We start from the raw sequence: 17,436 nt of genomic DNA on the forward strand, positions 1-17,436 counted from the left end.
TCCGTCGCTGTGTTACGAAAAACGGCCGCTTAGGCAAAATGGAGTAGGCACAGATTTGCTCAACCAGGGAGGGGCGCGCAAAAACCCGCCGGTTTGAATGCGATTGGCTGCCGCCCTGCATCGCGCGAACTTGCTTTATCGTTAGCCTGTGTCCGAAAAAATGCCCGATAGAGAGCCGACGGACTGCCGGCAAAAAACACCCCCCCTGAAGGGGACCGTGCGATGCCGTTAAACCGCGGCACTTTCCCCGCCAGGAAAACCGCGTTAGAACACCTGCGATGAAGTGGACACTCCCCAATATCCTGACCGCGCTGCGGTTGTTGGCCGCGCCCTTGGTGCCGGTGATGTTTTTATATTTCACAAGGCCTTACGCGGACTGGTTTGCGCTGTTGCTATTCACCAGCGCGGCGGTAACCGATTGGTTCGACGGCTACCTGGCGCGGGCGTGGAGCCAGCAGACCAAGGTCGGCACGATGCTCGATCCGATCGCCGATAAGGCGATGGTCGTGATCGCCCTGATGGTTCTTGTCGGCTATTCCGGTGCCGGTTGGACACCCTGGCTGGTTCTGCCTGCCGCGGTGATCCTATTTCGCGAGGTTTTCGTCTCGGGACTCAGGGAGTTTCTGGGCGATACCGCGGGCACGCTGAAGGTGACGAATCTGGCCAAGTGGAAGACCTCGGCCCAAATGATCGCGATTGCGGTTCTGTTTTCGAAGGGCATTTTTGAACACCACCTGATCATGTCCTCCTGGGGCATGGACCAGTCGATGATCGACGCAACCTTTGCTGGTGAGATCGAGGACGTGCAAGGTCTGCAATGGAAGGCTGCCGCAATGCAGTGGTCAGGGCTGATCGGGTTGTGGCTGTTGTGGATCGCAGCTGTGCTGACGCTGATCACCGGGTGGGATTATTTCCGCAAATCAACCCCTCACCTGAGCGAGGATACCTGATGGATGTGCTGTATTTTGCCTGGGTGCGCGAACGGATCGGCGTGCCGCGTGAAACGGTTGAAACCTCGGCCGCAACGGTTGCCGATCTGATCGAAGAGCTGAAGGCGCGTGAAGAGCGCTATGAGGCGGCCTTTGCCGATCTCAGCGCCCTGCGGGTTGCTCTGGATCAGGAACTGTCCGAGTTCACCGCGTCGCTGGACGGTGTGCGCGAGGTTGCGTTCTTTCCGCCGATGACCGGGGGCTGACAATGGATGTCCGGGTTCAGAAAGAGGCATTCGATTTCGGTGCCGAGGCGGCGGAGTTTGCCGCCGGGCACAGTGAGATGGGCGCCATCGTGACCTTTACCGGCGTGGTGCGTGACACCGATGGTACGCTGGCCCGAATGGAAATCGAACATTACCCAGGCATGACCGAAAAGGCGCTGCGGTCGCATGCGGACGAGGCGCTGACCCGGTTTAAACTGGGCGATGTCAGGATCATTCACCGCTATGGCCCTCTGGAACCAGGCGAGATGATTATGATGGTGGCCACCGCCGCACCGCATCGCGGCGATGCTTTCCAGGCGGCGGAATTCCTGATGGACTACCTGAAATCCCGGGCGCCGTTCTGGAAGAAAGAACTGACCGCCGACGGGTCCGACTGGGTTGCCGCCAAGGCTGAGGACGAAGACGCACTGGACCGCTGGTAATGGGTGCGGCGCTGCGCATCCCCAACCGTCAGGCGCGATGGTTGTGGCTGGATGCGCAGGGGTTGGCGGCAACGCCGACCGGGGCGCTGGATTTAGCCCAACTGATCCATGAACTGGGCTTTGTGCAACTCGATACGATTCGGGTGATCGCCCGGGCGCATCATCATATTCTGTGGTCGCGCAACCAGAATTACCGCGAGCCAATGTTGGGCAAGCTGTTGAAATCTCGCGGGATATTCGAGCACTTCACCCATGACGCGTCTGTCCTGCCTATGCAGTTCCTGCCCTATTGGCAGCGCCAGTTCGAGCGGCGCGCAGCCAGGATTCGCGATGCCGGTTGGTGGGCGGGCATGCCAGATGCCGATGGCCGCGCGGAAATCCGCGACCGTATCGCCCGCGAGGGGCCGCTTTCGACCCATGATTTCGACAGCAAGGTTGAGGGAACAAAGAAACACATGTGGCAACGCCCGCCGCACAAACAGGCGCTGGACTACATGTGGTATGCGGGCGAACTGGCGACCTGTCACCGGGTGAATTTCACCAAGTTCTATGACTTGGGTGAACGGGTATTCCCGGAGGAACTGCGCCAGCAAGAGGTCTCGCACGAGAAACAAATCGACTGGCTATGCAACTCAGCGCTGGAACGGATGGGTTTTGGCACCCAAGGCGATATTCAGCGGTTCTGGGATGCGATGAGTGCACTCGAGGCAAAGACATGGCTCAGTGCCAATTCCGGCGGTCTGGTGCCTGTCGAGATCGAGAATGCCGACCGCAGCCTGACCCGGGCCTGGGCCACTGCAGATATCGAGAACAGGTTGGCGCGACTGGACAGGCCCAGTTCACGCCTGCGCATCCTCAACCCATTTGATCCGGTGATCCGTGATCGCAACCGTCTGGAGAGGCTTTTTGGCTTTGACTACCGGGTGGAAATGTTTGTCCCAGCCGCCCAGCGGAAATGGGGGTATTACGTTTATCCGCTGTTGGAAGGGGACCGATTCGTTGGCAGGATCGAAGCCAAGGCAGATCGCGCCAAAGGGCTACTGACGCATACGAAAACCTGGGTCGAGCCGGGGGTGAAATGGACCTCTGCACGGCAGGGCAAGCTGGAGGCGGAACTGATACGGTTTGCCCGGCTGGTTGGCGTGATGGATGTGCGTTTCGAAGCTGGGAAGGCGGGGTAAACCCACTCTACGTAAGTTTCTCAGGTCCCGCGCAGCTGATCGGCGTAGGCGCGCAGCTCTTCGGCCTCGTGACGGGCATCGCGCAGACCGTCCATCGCCGCCGACAATTCCGCCTCAGTCTGGCTCAGCTGGTTGGTCAGCTCGGCCTCGCGCTGTTGCAAATAGGTGATTGCCTGATCGCGTGTTTCCTCGGCCTCGTGCAGCTCTTGCGCCATCTTCTCAAGTTCTTCCACATCCGAGCGTGCCACGCGGGTGAATCGGTGGAGCAGCCAGTTGGCGAACCATCCGGTGCAGAAGGCGACAAACAGGATGATGGCGGTGGCAATGATGAACTCAGTCCGTGTCATCGGGAACTCCTTGTGCCGGGGTTTGCGAGGCGCCATCCTGCTGGGTCGTGTCGCCTTGTTCGGTCTTTTCTACGCTTTCCAGCGTGGTTTCCGTCTCTTTGATCGGCTTGGGTTTGATCAGGGTAAACTCGATCCGTCGGTTGGCCTCGCGGCCTTCTTCGGTCTTGTTGTCGCCGATGGGCTGGGTTTCACCATATCCCACAGCCGAGAAAGTCGAGGTCAACACCCGGCGTTCGCGCAGCCCGTTCAGAACCGCCTGGGCGCGGGCCTGGCTGAGTTGCTGGTTCATCACTTCGCGGCCCTGGCTGTCGGTGTGACCGGCAATCTCAAGCTTGATCTGGCCACAGGTTTTTAGCACCTCGGCGATGGTGTCGACGGTCTTGCGGCTGCCGCCGTCGATCGTGTCCGAGCCGGGCTCAAAGGAAATCTTCTGTTGCTTCTGGGCAGCCTTGATCGCGGCAATGCACTCATCCGGGGTGGGCAAGCCAGCCACCGGGTCCAGTTTTTTCTGGTAGGTCACCTTGATGTCGAAGGTTTGGGCTTCGCCCAGCTTTTCCGATAGGAGGCGCGAGATATCGGCATTGGCATCGGGGTCGCCGGTGTTGCCAGAGATGCTGATATTGTCCGGCGTGATGGTCACCGCGCCGTTCGACAGTTTCGCCAGCGCGTCGAGCCCGGTCAGCACCCGAACCGGCCAGTCCAGGGGTAAGTTATCGTCCAGCCGGGCCGAGCTGTGCACCACGCCCGATCCGAACCGCGCCTGAGCAAAGCTGATCGCGGTTTCGCGCGACAGCGTGTTGCTCATCCGGCCACGCAGATGCACAAGCCCCTCGGGTGACAAGGTGGCGACGAATTCCGGTGTGCTCTGCTCGGCTTCGGTTTCGACCTTGGGCAGGACGCCATGCAGGGCGAAAACCTCCGGAAGGGTGTTTTCCAGCTCGCCGATGATTTGATCAAAACTGGTCTGCTCGGTACCTTCTGCAGCGACGAGGGTGATGTCGGCGTCGGCGAATGTCACCGAACCGCCCCCCAGTTTAGCCAATGCGGCAATCGACATTTCCGCTGCACGGGCCCAATTGGGCGAGGGTACACCCAGGCCGATGGTGCAAGCGGCCTTGCCGGAGTAACCAGCCTCTGTCGCAGCGTGCAGGATACGGTCGCGGGCCTCTTCGGTATTGGCCGAGCAGCTGTCGAACCGGACACCGTCGGCGTCAATCAGGAAGCGCAGCGAAAACGGTGTGATCACCGGGCGCGGTGCCGAGATGTCCATGGTGACACGCACTCCGTCGGGCGCCTTGCGGCTAAGCTCGGTTTCGAGGTTGCGTTTCTCGTCGGTGCTGTCGGACATGGCGGTGATCGCCACCCGGTCGGCGGCCACCGAGATTTTCGAACGTGGCAGCGAACTTAGCGACCTGACGGCATAGTCAACCGCCTTGTCCCAGCCCGAGGGGGTGGGGTAGTCGGCGATTTCCAGCAGGTCGGCCACGTCCTCACCATTGATGCGGCTGAGCTGCTCCAGCAGGTCCTCACGGTCGGTTTCCGCCGGGATCAGCCCGATCAGCGAAATACCCGCATCATTTCGCAGAATCTCGATTGAGAATCGCGGCGGAGTCAGGCGCCTTGTCGCGGCCATTTCCATCTGGTCGATCACGCGGGCCGCGTCGACCACTTCACCCGCGGTCGAAATCGCCAAAAACCGTCCGGCCTCGCTTGGCGCCGTGCCGGTCAGGAAAACCTGCAAACCGTCAGCATGAACTTCGGCCCAGGTCAGCCCCTTGGTGTCAAAAGCCTGGCGTACCCCGTATTCCGAGTTTTCCTCGATCAAGGTGACGGCTGCGCTGGCCGCGAAAAGGCTTGCGATGGCGGCCGCAAGAAACGTGGCGGCGATGATGGCGAGAGAGGAAAGACGCATCGAACCCTATCTTATGGGATTTCCTTGTGATGTCTGTAAAACGCTGGGCAGGAGGTTGCAATCAAAGGAATAGCGCAACGGCAAAAAACAGCAGGGGGATCAGCCCGGTATCGCGGTTTGAGCGAAACAGCATCAACAAACGCTCGGGATCGTCGAGCTGCACCAGCCGCATCTGCCAGACAAGATGCCAACCCATGGCGCAAACGCCGGTCAGGCCCAGGAGCAGGACGATCGGGTTGTCGTTGAACCCGACAAGGGCGGCGATGACCGCAAGGCCAAACAAGCTGATCGTGGCGACAAAGAACCGCCTTAGCCATTGCGGCGTGTCCTGATCAAATAGCCGCGCGGTGGATTTCACCCCGATCAGCGCGTCATCTTCGGTGTCCTGATGGGCATAGATTGTGTCATAAAACAGCGTCCAGGCGATGCCGGCGGCATAGAGGATCACGGCGGGGGCTTCGAGTTTTCCTGTATGAGCGGTCCAGGCCAGCAACGCGCCCCAGTTGAAGGCAATACCGAGAAACACCTGCGGCCACCAGGTGAAACGTTTGGCAAACGGGTAGATCACCACCGGGCCCAGGGACAGCAATCCCAGCAGGATGGCATTCACGTTGAAGGTCAACAGGATGCCCAGGGAAATCAGCGCCTGAAGCCCCATCCAGACCGCTGCCTGTTTTACGCTGACCTGCCCCGAGGGGATGGGCCGTGAGCGGGTGCGCTCGACCTGGGCGTCGAACTTGCGGTCGGTGATGTCGTTCCAGGTGCAGCCCGCGCCGCGCATCAGCCAGGCGCCCATGGCACAGCCGAAGAAGATCCACAGGTCCTCCCACCGTACCTGCCCGTCATGTAGCATCGCCAGCACAAGGCCCCACCAGCAAGGGATCAGAAGCAACCAGGTGCCGATGGGCCGGTCGGCGCGGCTGAGCCTGAGGTAAGGGCGAGTCCAGGCAGGCGCGGTGTGATCAACCCAATTGCCGGTCACGGCGTCGGAAACTTGGCCGTCTGGCTCTGGCGTCTGGTCGGATTGGCTCATATGGTCTGCCTCATGAAACCGGCGAAGATCAGGCTTTTTGTAGAGCACCCTTTGGGGGAAGGACAGAGCGTTCCGTTGGAGCGGCCACAGGCGCATTATCTTTTCGGCGTGATGCGGCTTTCGGTGGGTGACGCGGTCGCCCTGTTCAACGGGCGTGACGGAGAATGGCAGGCCGAGGTGGTCGAGGCTGGAAAGCGTGGTGGCGTGTTGACGTGCCAGGCGCAAAGCGGCGAACAGCGCAACCCGCCCGACCTGTGGCTGATGTTTGCCCCGATCAAAAAGGCGCGCACCGATTTCATTGTCGAGAAGTCGGCCGAGATGGGGGCGTCAACGATTTGCCCAGTGCAGACCGAGTTCACCAATTCCGAGCGCATCCGGCAGGATCGGTTGCAGGCCCACGCCGTCGAGGCCGCAGAGCAATGCGGGGGGACATATGTCCCCGAAGTCAAGGGGTTGGCGCGTCTGGATCGGGTTTTGGCCGGTTGGCCCGACGGGCGACAGTTGATGTTTTGTGACGAGGCGCTGGCGGGGGGGGCTTCTGCTCTACCGAGCGGCCTCGCAGGCCAGCCCTGGGCGATTCTGATCGGGCCGGAGGGTGGGTTTTCTGACACCGAACGCAAACGCCTGTCGGAGTTGGAGTTTGCCCATCCAGTGGCGCTTGGGCCGCGTATCTTGCGCGCCGATACGGCGGCAGTGGCAGCAATGACCCTGTGGCAGACACAGTTGGGGGACTGGCAATGAACCTGATCCGACCCGAGGCGCGTGACGCCTTCTGGCGGTGGCGCGAAGTTGTGTTCGGAGCGGTTGTGACCGCCCTGGGCGCGAACTGGGCCTTCACGGCCTACGGCATCCTGAACTGGCTGGGTTGGGTGGTTCTGATCATAGGGCTGGGGTTGTTGATCACCGGGCTGCAGCGGGCCCGGGTGCGGCCACGCAGTGGCGGTGTCGGGGTGGTTGATCTTGACGAGGCGCGGCTGAGCTACCTGTTACCGCAGGGGGGTATCGTCGTCCCGCTGTCACAGATCGTTCGGATCGACATCGACACCTTTGCCGGGGGCTCTATGGTCTGGGTGTTCACCGACGAGGATGGCCACAAGGCACGCATCCCGGCCGGCGCGGCCAAGGCCGAGAAGCTGCTTGATGCGCTCTCACATTTCCCCGGCGCCAGCTACAACCGGGTGATCGAGGCCTCTTCGGCCAAGGGCGACAACAGTTTCGTGATCTGGCAGAAGAACACGGCGCGGCTGCATTGACACTTGCGAGGTTTCGCCGCAGAGATTCCTTTCGACAGTTTTAGCGCGATCAGATCGGAGACCTGACCAATGTCCATTCCCCAGTCCGGCGGCGGCCCGATCGAGCGGCGCGAACAATTGGCTGAATACCTGTCCGATGGCTGCAAGCCTCGCGAAGACTGGCGGATCGGCACCGAGCATGAGAAGTTCGGCTACTGTAAGGACACATTGTTACCAATTCCCTACGAAGGGGAGCGTTCGGTGCTGGCGGTGCTGGAGGGCTTGCGTGACGGGCATGGGTGGGAACCCATCCTCGAAGGCGGAAATCTCATTGGATTACAAAAGGATGGGGCGAATGTGAGCCTGGAGCCGGGCGGGCAGTTGGAGCTTTCGGGCGCGCCGCTGGAAACCATCCACCAGACCTGCGACGAAGTTAATACTCATTTGGTCGATGTTAAGGATATCGCCGACAAGGTTGGCGTCGGCTTCATCGGCCTTGGTGCGGCACCGGAATGGACCCACGAGCAGATGCCGTTGATGCCCAAAGGGCGCTACAAACTGATGGACGCCTATATGCAGAAAGTCGGCTCCATGGGCCGGGTGATGATGCGGCGGACCTGCACGGTGCAGGTGAACCTCGATTTCGGCTCCGAGGCCGACATGGTGCAGAAGATGCGGGTGGCGATCGCGCTACAGCCGGTGGCCACGGCGCTTTTCGCCAATTCACCCTTCTTCGAGGGTAAACCGAACGGTCACAAAAGCTGGCGAAGCCGAGTCTGGCGTGATCTCGATCCGGCGCGCACGGGCATGATCCCGTTCATTTTCGAGGACGGGTTCGGGTTTGAACGTTGGGTCGATTATGCGCTCGATGTGCCGATGTATTTTGTCTATCGCGACGGCGAGTATATCGACGCGCTGGGCCAGAGTTTCCGTGATTTTCTAGAGGGTAAGCTGCCCGCGTTGCCGGGCGAGACGCCAACATTGAGCGACTGGGCCGACCACCTGACCACCGCTTTCCCCGAAGCCCGCGTGAAGAAATATATCGAGATGCGCGGCGCCGATGGCGGTCCGTGGCGCCGCCTGTGTGCGCTGCCCGCCCTTTGGGTTGGGCTGATGTATGATCAGACCGCTCTGGATGCGGCCTGGGACATGGTCAAGGACTGGGACGCGGAAACGCGTGAAGCCTGGCGGGTCGAGGCCTCGGTCATGGGTTTGCAGGCGGTTGTCGGCGGGAGGCGGATGCTGGATCTGGCCGGTGAGGTGCTGGCAATTGCCCGTGAGGGACTGCGCGCGCGGGCCAAACCGGGGGCCGGGGGCATGGTGCCAGACGAGCGCCATTTCCTGCACGCGCTGGAGGATTCGGTGACCGATCACAAGGTGCCCGCCGACGAGTTGCTGGAACGCTATCAAGGTGAATGGAATGGCGATCTGAGCCGGATTTACGAAGAGTTCGCCTATTGATCGGTAAACGAGCGGTTAAGAGAATTTAACCTTTCTTAACGCCGTTTTCGTCGAAAATGGGTGTATGGAATCCGTCTGGCATCTGTCGGGTATCTGTCCCGCGAACGGTGTGCCCCCTGATTTCGGCGGAATTGGTTAAGATTGGGCCGAACGCACGGGTCAGAGCTTGTTTGCAATGGTTACTTCTTGCCAATCTTCGGCTCGGTTCCGGCATTGATCCGGGCGATGTTTTCGCGGTGGCGCCAGAAGAGCAGCAGGGTCAGGATCGCGCCCAGAATGATGGCGGTGTTGACGCCGAAAACCAGCATCCAGAGCGGTGACGACCCGGCGGCAAACAGAGCCGAGAGCGATGAAATCCGGCTCAGCAATGCGGTGAAAAGCCAGGTGGCGCAACAGGCCAGCCCCACCGGCCAGGCCAGTGCCAGCATGATGCCAAGGAATGTGGCGACGCCCTTGCCGCCCTTGAAGCCCAGCCAGACCGGGAAGCAATGGCCGAGAAAAGCGAAGAGAGCGGCGATTTGGGCCGCGTCCTCGCCGACAATCCAACGCGCCAGCAAGACGGCGACCGCGCCCTTGGCGCCATCGAGCAGCAGTGTCAATGCAGCGGCCTTTTTCGAACCAGTGCGCAAGACATTGGTCGCCCCGATATTGCCCGAGCCGATCTCGCGCAGGTTGCCCAGCCCCATGAGCTTGGATAGCACTATGCCGAAGGGGATCGACCCCAGAAGGTAGCCAAGCACCGCCCAGAGGGCGAGCGTTCCGTAGCTGGCCTCGATGAATGGCATCAGCCGTAAACCCTTTCTCCGCCGACATAAGTGGCGGTCACCTTACCCTGCATACGCTGGCCGTCAAATGGGGTGTTTTTCGATTTCGATTTAAGCGTAGTGCGGTCGAGCACGAAGGGTTTGTTCGGGTCAAACAGGACCAGGTCGGCTGGTGCGCCGGATGACAAGCGGCCCGAGGCAAGGTTCAGGCGTCTGGCCGGGTTGAGCGAAATGGCGCGGAAAAGCTGCGGCAAAGTCAGCTGGTCCGCATGCACAAGGCGCAGGGCGGCTGGCAGGAAGGTTTCCAGTGCCACGGCACCCGAGGCCGCCTCTTCAAACGGCAGTCGTTTGCTTTCCTCGTCCTGTGGCGTGTGCATCGACGAGATCGTGTCGATCAGGCCCGAGGCCACCGCCTCGACCACCGCCAGACGGTCGTCTTCCGAGCGCAGCGGTGGCTTGACCTTGAAGAACGTGCGGTAGTCGGCAACATCGAGCTCGTTCAGGGTCAGGTGGTGAATCGAGGTGCCGGCAGTGATGTTGAGCCCGTTCTTCTTGGCCCGTTCCAGCGCAGGCAAGGCGCGCGACGTGGTGATCTGATCGGCGTGATAGCGCGCGCCGGTCATCTCCAGCAGCGCGAGGTCACGGTCGAGCCCCATGCGTTCGGCCATGGGCGAGACCCCCGAGAGGCCGCGCAGCGAAGCGAATTTGCCCGAGGTGGCGGCGGCACCGTCGGACAGGATCGGGTCCTGGACGTGGGCGATGACCAGCGCGCCGAGGCTTTTGGCGTAGGTCAAGGCGCGGGAGAACACCTTGGGATTCGCGATCACGCTGTCGCAATCGGTGAAGGCCACGGCACCGGCATCCATCAGGAAGCCGATCTCGGCCATTTCACGACCCTTGCGGCCCTTGGTCAGGGCGGCCATCGGCAGGACATTGACCGGGGCAGCCTCGTTGGCGCGACGGCGGACGAACTCCAGCGCCTCGGGCGTGTCGATGGCGGGCAGGGTGTCGGGGCGGGTGACCATGGTGGTGACACCACCGGCTGCGGCGGCGAGGCCCGCGGAACGATAACTTTCCTTGTGGCGTTCACCAGGCTCGCAGACCTTGACGCCGATGTCGACGATACCGGGGGCGAGACAGTGGCCATTGCAGTCGATGGTTTCGTCAACCTGCTCGCCCGGCTCTTTCGTGCCAGTTTCGCAGATGACGCCGTTTTCGATCAGCAGCCAACCGGGGGTTTCGGATTGCGCCTCGGGGTCGATCAGGCGGGCATTGGTGAGAAGGGTTTTCATGTCTCGTCCCCAGATTGGATGTCGCGCATTAGCCGATAGACCTCGGAGGCCTCCTCGATCCGTTCGAAACCGACGGGTACCCGGTAGGTGCCGTTTCTGCCGCGTCGCACGTCATGGGCAAAATAGATCGTCCCGGGATGACCGCCGTCATAGTCCAGCGCGGTTTTGACGGTGATCGGGTAGGATTTCAAGCGTTTCCCCTTGAGCGGCAAGTTGGTGGCGACAAAGGCATGGCGGTTGGTCAGCGTGTACCAGGTATGGCGGGCACGATAGGCGCGGGTGAAGGCATAACCTCCGGCCATGTGCAACCCGACAAAGACGAAGATCATCCCGAACAGGGGGAAGACGTAGCGGAAGAACCAGGGTGCGTTCGAAGACCAAGTCATCGAGATCGCCATGGAAACCCAGAAAATCGCAAAGACGGTGAAAAAGATGCCCATCACGACCTGCATCGGGCGCACCGGCAACAGCGAAAGTTTCGTGTTGGGGCGGCCCTGCCAGAGGATTTCTTCGCCGTCGCGCAGGATGTCTTCCCATCCCGCGGTGGCGATGACATTCTGCTGCCCGGTGGGGGTGTTCATGGCCGCCCTCCGGCGCGGACGCGTTCGATCAGGGCCTTGGCGGCCTTTGCGTCGAGTTGATATTTGATCAGGTTTTTGCCGCCAGACTGGGTGACCACCTGCACCGCCGACATCAGGGTATTGACCGATTTGACCTCGCGCAGACCGATTGCGCGGCCCCCGGGACCCAGAAGGCGACGATCGGTCAGATCCCAGCGTTGGGTGAGTTCGTCTGAGGCGACATACCAGCCGCGCAGGATAATCGCCGCCAACCCGCCAATCGCCCCGGTCCAGACATGCGGATTGCCCAGCACCCAGAGGATCGCCATGCCGACGCCCATGGCAATCGCCGCCATCCAGGCGTGATCGCGGATGTAGGTGCCGCGGTCGGGTGTGAGGCTGGCCAACAGCTCTTCGCCCTCGTTCAGCGGAGCGGTCGGAGTGTTGTCGTATTTCAGGTCGGGTGCGTCAGGCATGGGATTCAGTGTCTTGTTTGGGAGCGTCGGGGTGCAGGGCCTTCTGTGCGGCCTCGATTTCCGATTGGATCTCGCGTGGGCGGGAAACGAACCGCATCGCAGTCGATGTTCCGCCTTCGAACCCCAATTGCAGCGCCCACCACAACCAGGGGCGCATCCATTCGATTCTTGCAAGCGGCACGGCAGCGTCCTCTTCCGGCGCGCCGACACGCTCGTAGATCAATCGCCGGTTGGTCAAGTGCCAACGATCGTTGCGGTGGCGGAACCACGTGGTGATATCGTCGAACACGATCAGGAAAATGACGGTAAAGCAGGGCACCGCAATCAGCCATTGCACCAGCGTAAGATAGCCGAGGCTGGCCAGCACCACGGCGGTGGCAAAGGCCAGCATCAGTGCGCGCTGGGCAAAGAGAAACATTTGCGGCTTCCATGTTCCCAGAAGTTGCTCGCCATCCTGGAACTGAGTCACCGGGGCAGGGTCGCTAGGGTTATGAGGCCCTGATGTGTTCATCCTGCAACCCAGATCATTATGCCCATCAAGGCGAACATGACCAGAAGCGCCACCATGGCGACCATGCCGCTGGCGCGTGGATCCTTGGGGTCTTCCTGGGACATGGTGGGGTCTCTTTCGGGGTCGGGATTATAGGGTGAAGATTTGCCAGAGTAGGATGGCGGCAATTGCCGCGATCAGCAAGAGCAACGGGGGCCAGGGGGATCGGGTGCGGGGCATGTCGGAAGGGGTGCCTGTCGCGCCGATGCGGGCGCGGCTGCCGGGCGGGGTGAACCGTCCCATGCGGTTGTCGGCCCCGGGCAGTGCATAGGTGGCAACCAGATTCAGCGACCGAATGGGAGAAAGCCGTGTGGCCCTCCGATCAAAGGCCTGGGACAGCAGCAACAGAGCATAGCCCTTGATTGCATCGAGCCGGGCGGCATCGGGGGCAAGGGTTTCGGGTGCAAGGTCGTAGCCCTCGCTCAGATAGCCCCTAAGGCCCAGTCCCGCGAGATCGGTCGTGTCGAACAGCTCGGCGTGGCGGTCGTCGAGACCGCCGATGCCCAACAACTGGGCGGCAGGTGAGGGGGTGGGCTGTGTGCCGTTTACCGGTTGCAGCATCTCACGCATCGCTTCGCGGGGCAGGTTGATGGCAAAAAGCCGAAGGATGTCATGCTCACCAGCGGGGATGTCGATCGTTGTCCCTTCGCTGCCTGGCGCAGTGGTCATGCCATAACGGCCTGGGGCGCTGGGGCCAGGTTGCGGGCCAGCAGGTCCATCGCCGCCATGCGTACCGCGACACCCATTTCCACTTGTTCCTGGATTACCGAGCGGTTGATGTCGTCGGCAATGTCGCCGTCGATCTCGACCCCGCGGTTCATCGGGCCGGGGTGCATGACGATGGCGTCGGATTTGGCATGCGAGAGCTTCTCGGCATCCAGCCCGTAGCGATGATAATACTCGCGCTCAGACGGGATGAAGCCGCCATCCATGCGTTCCTTCTGCAGGCGCAGCATCATCACCACGTCGACGTCCTTCAGCCCTTCTTCCATGTCGTCATAGACTTCGACCCCGAATTCGCCGATTTGGCTCGGCATCAGGGTCGGTGGGCCGACAAGGCGGACGCGGTTTTCCATCTTGCCCAGAAGCAGGATATTCGAGCGCGCCACGCGGGAATGGGCAATATCGCCGCAGATGGCGATGTTGAGCCGGTGCAGCCGGCCTTTGGCCCGGCGGATGGTCAGCGCATCGAGAAGCGCCTGGGTCGGATGCTCGTGACGCCCGTCGCCCGCGTTCAGCACGGCGCAATTCACCTTCTGCGCCAACAGGTCGACAGCGCCGGAATTAGGATGCCGCACCACCAGCAGATCGGGATGCATCGCGTTCAGCGTCAGAGCGGTGTCGATCAGGGTCTCGCCCTTTTTGATGGAACTGGCCTGCATCGCCATGTTCATTACGTCCGCCCCAAGCCGCTTGCCCGCCAGCTCGAAACTGGCCTGGGTGCGGGTCGAGTTCTCGAAGAACATGTTGATCTGGGTCAGCCCGGCCAGCGCCTCGGAATGCTTCACCGTCGAGCGGTTGAGCGTCACATATTGATCGGCAAGGTCGAGAACGGTGGTGATTTCCAACGGAGAGAGCGGTTCGATCCCCAGAAGATGCCGGTGTGGAAAGCTCATGGGCGGCGCCTCTCTTGTCGTGACTGGGGCGGTTATAGGAAGGGGAGGGGACGGAGTCTAGCGGTTGGCGAAGGAACTCGCTTTGCCACGCTCCCACCCGCCCACCCCGCATGACAAAGCGTGTTCACCGCTCGTTTGGGCGTCACTTTTAGGGGTTGTCGTTGCGCAGGTGAGTATTTTCACCAAGATAGAGATGAAGGGACCATGCAAGCCGGGACTCTTTCTTGGTCGAACTTGGTCGAAATTCTCAAATCCAACCGTTGCAGCGCGCGCTTCAATCGCAATTGAGGAACCACGCCGAGCGTGAGCTCGGCGCCACCAGATGCCATGCGGGGCCGAGCGCAGCTAGGACCCGGGCGACGCCGTCAGGCGGCGCAACCCTACTGGCGCAATTCATCGGTTCAGGTGGCGGGCTGGATCGGATAGGTTGGAGCCATGGAATCGGCGTTGGATTATCATGCCGCGGCAGCGGCGCTGGACTGGCTGGTCGAGCTCGGGGCGGATGAGGCGATCGGTGAAGCACCGGTCGACCGCTATGACTTGCCGCAATCGGCACCCAAAGCAAAACAGCCTGCCGCCACGCCGCAAGCGGTGGCTCAGGAACAGGTCGCCCAGAGGGTGCGCGCGGCGGATGTGCCAGCGGTCGATACCGTGGGCGAGGCCCGGCACCTGGCCGAGGCGGCACAGGACCTCGATGCGCTGAAGGCGGCGATGGCCAGCTATGAGCATTGCGAGTTGAAACGCGGCGCGCGGCAGCTGGTGTTTGCCGATGGCATTGCCGGTGCGAAGCTGATGATCGTCGGCGAGGCCCCGGGCCGCGACGAAGACCGCGAAGGGAAGCCGTTTGTCGGCCGGGCCGGGCAGTTGCTGGACCGGATGCTGTTGGCGATCGGCATGGGCCGTGCCAAAGCGGAGGCCCCGGTTTACATCACCAACGTCATGCCGTGGCGTCCGCCGCAGAACCGCGATCCCAAACCGGAAGAGATTGCCATGATGCTGCCATTCCTCGAACGCCACGTAGCGCTGGCCAATCCGGACATCGTGGTCCTGATGGGCAATATCAGCTGCCAGGCGGTGTTGGGTCGTCGAGGGATCACCCGGTTGCGCGGAAATTGGGTTGAGGCATTTGGCCGCCCCGCTTTACCTATGTTTCATCCGGCCTATCTACTAAGAACCCCAAGCGCCAAGCGTGAAACTTGGGCTGATTTGCTGAGCGTGAAGGCCAGATTGGGAACGTGACGGATGAAAAACCGGGCGATACTGGGGATGTTGACTTCCTTGCTATGCGGGCCTGCGATGGCCGGCGGCGTTGTGACAGAAGCACCAGCGGCTGAGATTCCAGCGATTTTGCCGGCGGAAACGGTTATATCCGGTTGGAATCCGGTCTTTGGCGAACCCACGCTGACAGGGTCGGCGCTTCGTTCGGTCAGCTATCGCGCCTTCGGCACACTAGGGCTGAACCCTGATCATCTGGGCCCGGCCGGCTGCGGCTACCACGCCATGCTCGATATCGTCGGATTCGTCGGCGATGCGACAGGGGCGGGGCGTGCGGTACGATCTGGATTGACGATGTGGAACGGGGCAATGGATATTCGGACACAGTTCTGTCCGATGACGAATTTCCTGAGCCAGACAACAGGCAGCTGGACAGATGGGTTTGGGCTGTTGCATCCCGAGCCTTGTGAGGAGGACGGCGCTTGATCGGCCGCTGTGTGGCCCGGTGCGGTGTCAAAGCTTGAGGAAAAAATGAAACTTCTCGCCTTCTCCGACCTGCATGCCAGCGGGAAACAAGCCGCGTCTCTCGTAGAGGCTGCGCAAAATGCGGATTTGGTGATTGGTGCCGGGGATTTCTGCAATGCACGCAGGGGGTTGGATGAGGCGCTTGCGCTGTTGGACGGCATCCGTGCGCCCATGGTTTTGGTGCCGGGCAATGCCGAGAGTGCAGAGGAACTGCGTGCGGCAGCGGGCAATAGGGCGAATGTGCTGCACGGCGACGGGATCGAATTCGAAGGTCGGTTACTACTGTTCGGCCTGGGTTATGGTGTTCCGCTCACACCATTTGGCGATTGGTCCTGTGATCTGACCGAGGAACAGGCCGAAACCATGTTGGCCGATTGCAAGGCGGCCGACATCCTGATCACCCATTCGCCACCCAAGGGCGTGGTGGATCAGACATCGCAGGGGATTTCGGTGGGATCAACCGCGATCAGGGCGGCGATAGAGCGCATCAAACCGGGGCTGGTGCTTTGCGGCCATATCCACGACAGTTGGCAGCAGCAAGGGCGAATTGGTGAAACGCGCGTCGTCAACCTTGGCCCCTTTGCCAACTGGTTTGAATTGTGAGGCAACCATGAGCAAGATCGGCGAAAACAACGACTTCATACCAGTCCGCATCGCGGTGTTGACCGTGTCGGACACGCGGCAGTTGGAAGAGGACCGCTCGGGTGATACGCTCGTCAAACGGATTGAGGGTGCGGGGCATATCCTGGCCGATCGCAAGATCATCCGCGACGAGCGTGAGCAGATTGCCGAGCAGCTGCGCGCCTGGATCGCCGACGACGGTATCGATGTGGTGATTTCGACCGGGGGCACCGGCCTGACCGGGCGAGATGTGACTGTCGAGGCGCATCGCGATGTCTACGAAAAGGAAATCGAGGCGTTCGGCACCGTGTTCACCATCGTATCGATGAAGAAGATCGGCACCAGCGCGGTCCAGAGCCGGGCCACGGGCGGGGTTGCCGGCGGCACTTACCTCTTTGCGTTGCCGGGCAGTACCGGAGCCTGCAAGGATGCTTGGGACGAGATTCTGGTGCACCAGCTGGATTACCGCCATCCGCCCTGCAATTTTGTTGAGATCATGCCACGGCTGGATGAACATCTGAGACGCAAGTGAGTGGGTTCCGCGACATTGGCGTAGTGCCGGAGACAGTGATCTGGCGCGGGGCCGGAATGCTGGCCCATGACGAACAGGGCCGGGTTCTGATGCATTTACGCGATGACCTGCCCGGGGTGGCGGCACCGGGGCTGTGGAGTTGTTTCGGCGGCGAGGTCGAGCCAGGCGAGACACTGGAGCAGGCGGCAAAGCGCGAGTTTCTCGAGGAAACCGGGGTGGACGTGTCGGGGGATGTGATCCGCCCGCTCTGCCGATTTGCAACGATTGCACATGGCGGCGGTGTACTGCATGTGTTCCAGTTGGAAAGGCCGGTGGCCGCCCAGGACATTCGATTGGGTGAAGGGGCTGGTTTTGCGTTTTTGAACCGCGATCAGCTGGCGCGTTTCCCCCTGATCGCCAATTTGCGGCAGGCGTTCAGTGATCTTGGTTTCATATAACCAAATTTCGCCGGAAATTCGCCGTGCTCACGTAACAGTGTTGT

General features: G+C 61.3%; 22 protein-coding genes. 12 read left to right on the forward strand and 10 right to left on the reverse strand.

Annotation, left to right across the window (positions count from 1 at the left end; genetic code table 11):
* Positions 1–278: 278 nt before the first annotated feature.
* The 4 genes from pgsA to RXV86_RS13915 are packed head-to-tail and all read left to right on the forward strand — an operon-like array spanning position 279 to position 2,819.
* Positions 279–950 (forward strand): CDP-diacylglycerol--glycerol-3-phosphate 3-phosphatidyltransferase, encoded by a 672-nt coding sequence (gene pgsA / locus RXV86_RS13900; RefSeq protein WP_316300843.1) that lies wholly within the window; start codon positions 279–281, stop codon positions 948–950.
* Complete coding sequence (gene moaD, locus RXV86_RS13905; protein WP_316300844.1) at positions 950–1,195, forward strand: molybdopterin converting factor subunit 1; 246 nt, start codon at positions 950–952, stop codon at positions 1,193–1,195. Before pgsA ends, moaD begins: the two co-directional genes overlap by 1 nt.
* A 2-nt stretch (positions 1,196–1,197) precedes the next feature.
* Complete coding sequence (locus RXV86_RS13910; protein ID WP_316300845.1) at positions 1,198–1,638, forward strand: molybdenum cofactor biosynthesis protein MoaE; 441 nt, start codon at positions 1,198–1,200, stop codon at positions 1,636–1,638.
* A complete protein-coding gene (locus tag RXV86_RS13915; protein ID WP_316300846.1) occupies positions 1,638–2,819 on the forward strand; it encodes a crosslink repair DNA glycosylase YcaQ family protein in 1,182 nt (393 codons plus the stop codon). Before RXV86_RS13910 ends, RXV86_RS13915 begins: the two co-directional genes overlap by 1 nt.
* A gap of 20 nt (positions 2,820–2,839) precedes the next feature.
* Here the strand turns inward: RXV86_RS13915 and RXV86_RS13920 are convergent, their stop codons facing one another.
* The 3 genes from RXV86_RS13920 to ubiA all read right to left on the reverse strand — a co-directional run bounded on the left by RXV86_RS13920 (position 2,840) and on the right by ubiA (position 6,111).
* Positions 2,840–3,166 (reverse strand): hypothetical protein, encoded by a 327-nt coding sequence (locus tag RXV86_RS13920; protein WP_316300847.1) that lies wholly within the window; start codon positions 3,164–3,166, stop codon positions 2,840–2,842.
* Positions 3,153–5,078: an OmpA family protein gene (locus RXV86_RS13925; protein WP_316300848.1), complete on the reverse strand. Its 1,926-nt coding sequence runs from the start codon at positions 5,076–5,078 to the stop codon at positions 3,153–3,155. The genes RXV86_RS13920 and RXV86_RS13925 overlap by 14 nt, the downstream gene beginning before the upstream one ends.
* A gap of 61 nt (positions 5,079–5,139) precedes the next feature.
* On the reverse strand, positions 5,140–6,111 hold the full coding sequence (gene ubiA / locus RXV86_RS13930; protein WP_316300849.1) for a 4-hydroxybenzoate octaprenyltransferase: 972 nt from the start codon (positions 6,109–6,111) through the stop codon (positions 5,140–5,142).
* Between the two features lie 12 nt (positions 6,112–6,123).
* Here ubiA and RXV86_RS13935 point away from each other — a divergent pair, with 12 nt between their 5' ends.
* From RXV86_RS13935 to RXV86_RS13945, 3 genes are all read left to right on the forward strand, one after another.
* Complete coding sequence (locus RXV86_RS13935) at positions 6,124–6,852, forward strand: 16S rRNA (uracil(1498)-N(3))-methyltransferase (protein ID WP_316300850.1); 729 nt, start codon at positions 6,124–6,126, stop codon at positions 6,850–6,852.
* Positions 6,849–7,364 (forward strand): hypothetical protein, encoded by a 516-nt coding sequence (locus RXV86_RS13940; RefSeq protein WP_316300851.1) that lies wholly within the window; start codon positions 6,849–6,851, stop codon positions 7,362–7,364. The genes RXV86_RS13935 and RXV86_RS13940 overlap by 4 nt, the downstream gene beginning before the upstream one ends.
* A 69-nt stretch (positions 7,365–7,433) precedes the next feature.
* Positions 7,434–8,804: a glutamate--cysteine ligase gene (locus RXV86_RS13945; RefSeq protein WP_316300852.1), complete on the forward strand. Its 1,371-nt coding sequence runs from the start codon at positions 7,434–7,436 to the stop codon at positions 8,802–8,804.
* Between the two features lie 179 nt (positions 8,805–8,983).
* Here RXV86_RS13945 and plsY read toward each other — a convergent pair whose 3' ends face one another.
* From plsY to RXV86_RS13980, 7 genes are all read right to left on the reverse strand, one after another.
* Positions 8,984–9,589, reverse strand: a complete 606-nt coding sequence (plsY, locus tag RXV86_RS13950) for a glycerol-3-phosphate 1-O-acyltransferase PlsY (protein ID WP_316300853.1) — start codon at positions 9,587–9,589, stop codon at positions 8,984–8,986.
* Positions 9,589–10,860, reverse strand: coding sequence for a dihydroorotase (gene pyrC / locus RXV86_RS13955; protein WP_316300854.1), 1,272 nt, complete (start codon positions 10,858–10,860; stop codon positions 9,589–9,591). Before pyrC ends, plsY begins: the two co-directional genes overlap by 1 nt.
* Positions 10,857–11,441 (reverse strand): aspartate carbamoyltransferase catalytic subunit, encoded by a 585-nt coding sequence (locus RXV86_RS13960; protein WP_316300855.1) that lies wholly within the window; start codon positions 11,439–11,441, stop codon positions 10,857–10,859. The genes pyrC and RXV86_RS13960 overlap by 4 nt, the downstream gene beginning before the upstream one ends.
* Entirely contained in the window at positions 11,438–11,896 is a 459-nt protein-coding gene (locus RXV86_RS13965) for a hypothetical protein (RefSeq protein WP_316300856.1), read from the reverse strand. The genes RXV86_RS13960 and RXV86_RS13965 overlap by 4 nt, the downstream gene beginning before the upstream one ends.
* Positions 11,889–12,314 (reverse strand): hypothetical protein, encoded by a 426-nt coding sequence (locus tag RXV86_RS13970; RefSeq protein WP_316300857.1) that lies wholly within the window; start codon positions 12,312–12,314, stop codon positions 11,889–11,891. Before RXV86_RS13970 ends, RXV86_RS13965 begins: the two co-directional genes overlap by 8 nt.
* A 222-nt stretch (positions 12,315–12,536) precedes the next feature.
* A complete protein-coding gene (locus RXV86_RS13975) occupies positions 12,537–13,115 on the reverse strand; it encodes a hypothetical protein (protein ID WP_316300858.1) in 579 nt (192 codons plus the stop codon).
* Entirely contained in the window at positions 13,112–14,062 is a 951-nt protein-coding gene (locus tag RXV86_RS13980) for an aspartate carbamoyltransferase catalytic subunit (protein WP_316300859.1), read from the reverse strand. Before RXV86_RS13980 ends, RXV86_RS13975 begins: the two co-directional genes overlap by 4 nt.
* Before the next feature lie 435 nt (positions 14,063–14,497).
* Here RXV86_RS13980 and RXV86_RS13985 point away from each other — a divergent pair, with 435 nt between their 5' ends.
* The 5 genes from RXV86_RS13985 to RXV86_RS14005 are packed head-to-tail and all read left to right on the forward strand — an operon-like array spanning position 14,498 to position 17,392.
* Positions 14,498–15,301 carry a uracil-DNA glycosylase gene (locus RXV86_RS13985; protein WP_316300860.1) on the forward strand — a complete coding sequence of 268 codons (804 nt, stop codon included), beginning with the start codon at positions 14,498–14,500 and terminating at the stop codon, positions 15,299–15,301.
* Between the two features lie 57 nt (positions 15,302–15,358).
* Complete coding sequence (locus RXV86_RS13990; RefSeq protein ID WP_316300861.1) at positions 15,359–15,763, forward strand: hypothetical protein; 405 nt, start codon at positions 15,359–15,361, stop codon at positions 15,761–15,763.
* A gap of 45 nt (positions 15,764–15,808) precedes the next feature.
* Positions 15,809–16,405 carry a metallophosphoesterase family protein gene (locus tag RXV86_RS13995; RefSeq protein ID WP_316300862.1) on the forward strand — a complete coding sequence of 199 codons (597 nt, stop codon included), beginning with the start codon at positions 15,809–15,811 and terminating at the stop codon, positions 16,403–16,405.
* A gap of 7 nt (positions 16,406–16,412) precedes the next feature.
* Entirely contained in the window at positions 16,413–16,955 is a 543-nt protein-coding gene (moaB, locus tag RXV86_RS14000) for a molybdenum cofactor biosynthesis protein B (protein WP_316300863.1), read from the forward strand.
* The gene (locus RXV86_RS14005) at positions 16,952–17,392 is read left to right on the forward strand and encodes an NUDIX domain-containing protein (protein WP_316300864.1); all 441 of its coding nucleotides are present in this window, start codon (positions 16,952–16,954) and stop codon (positions 17,390–17,392) included. Before moaB ends, RXV86_RS14005 begins: the two co-directional genes overlap by 4 nt.
* Positions 17,393–17,436: the final 44 nt, after the last annotated feature.

It is taken from the genome of Aliisedimentitalea sp. MJ-SS2, assembly GCF_032586155.1.
In the GTDB taxonomy this organism is placed as follows: domain Bacteria; phylum Pseudomonadota; class Alphaproteobacteria; order Rhodobacterales; family Rhodobacteraceae; genus JAWHTC01.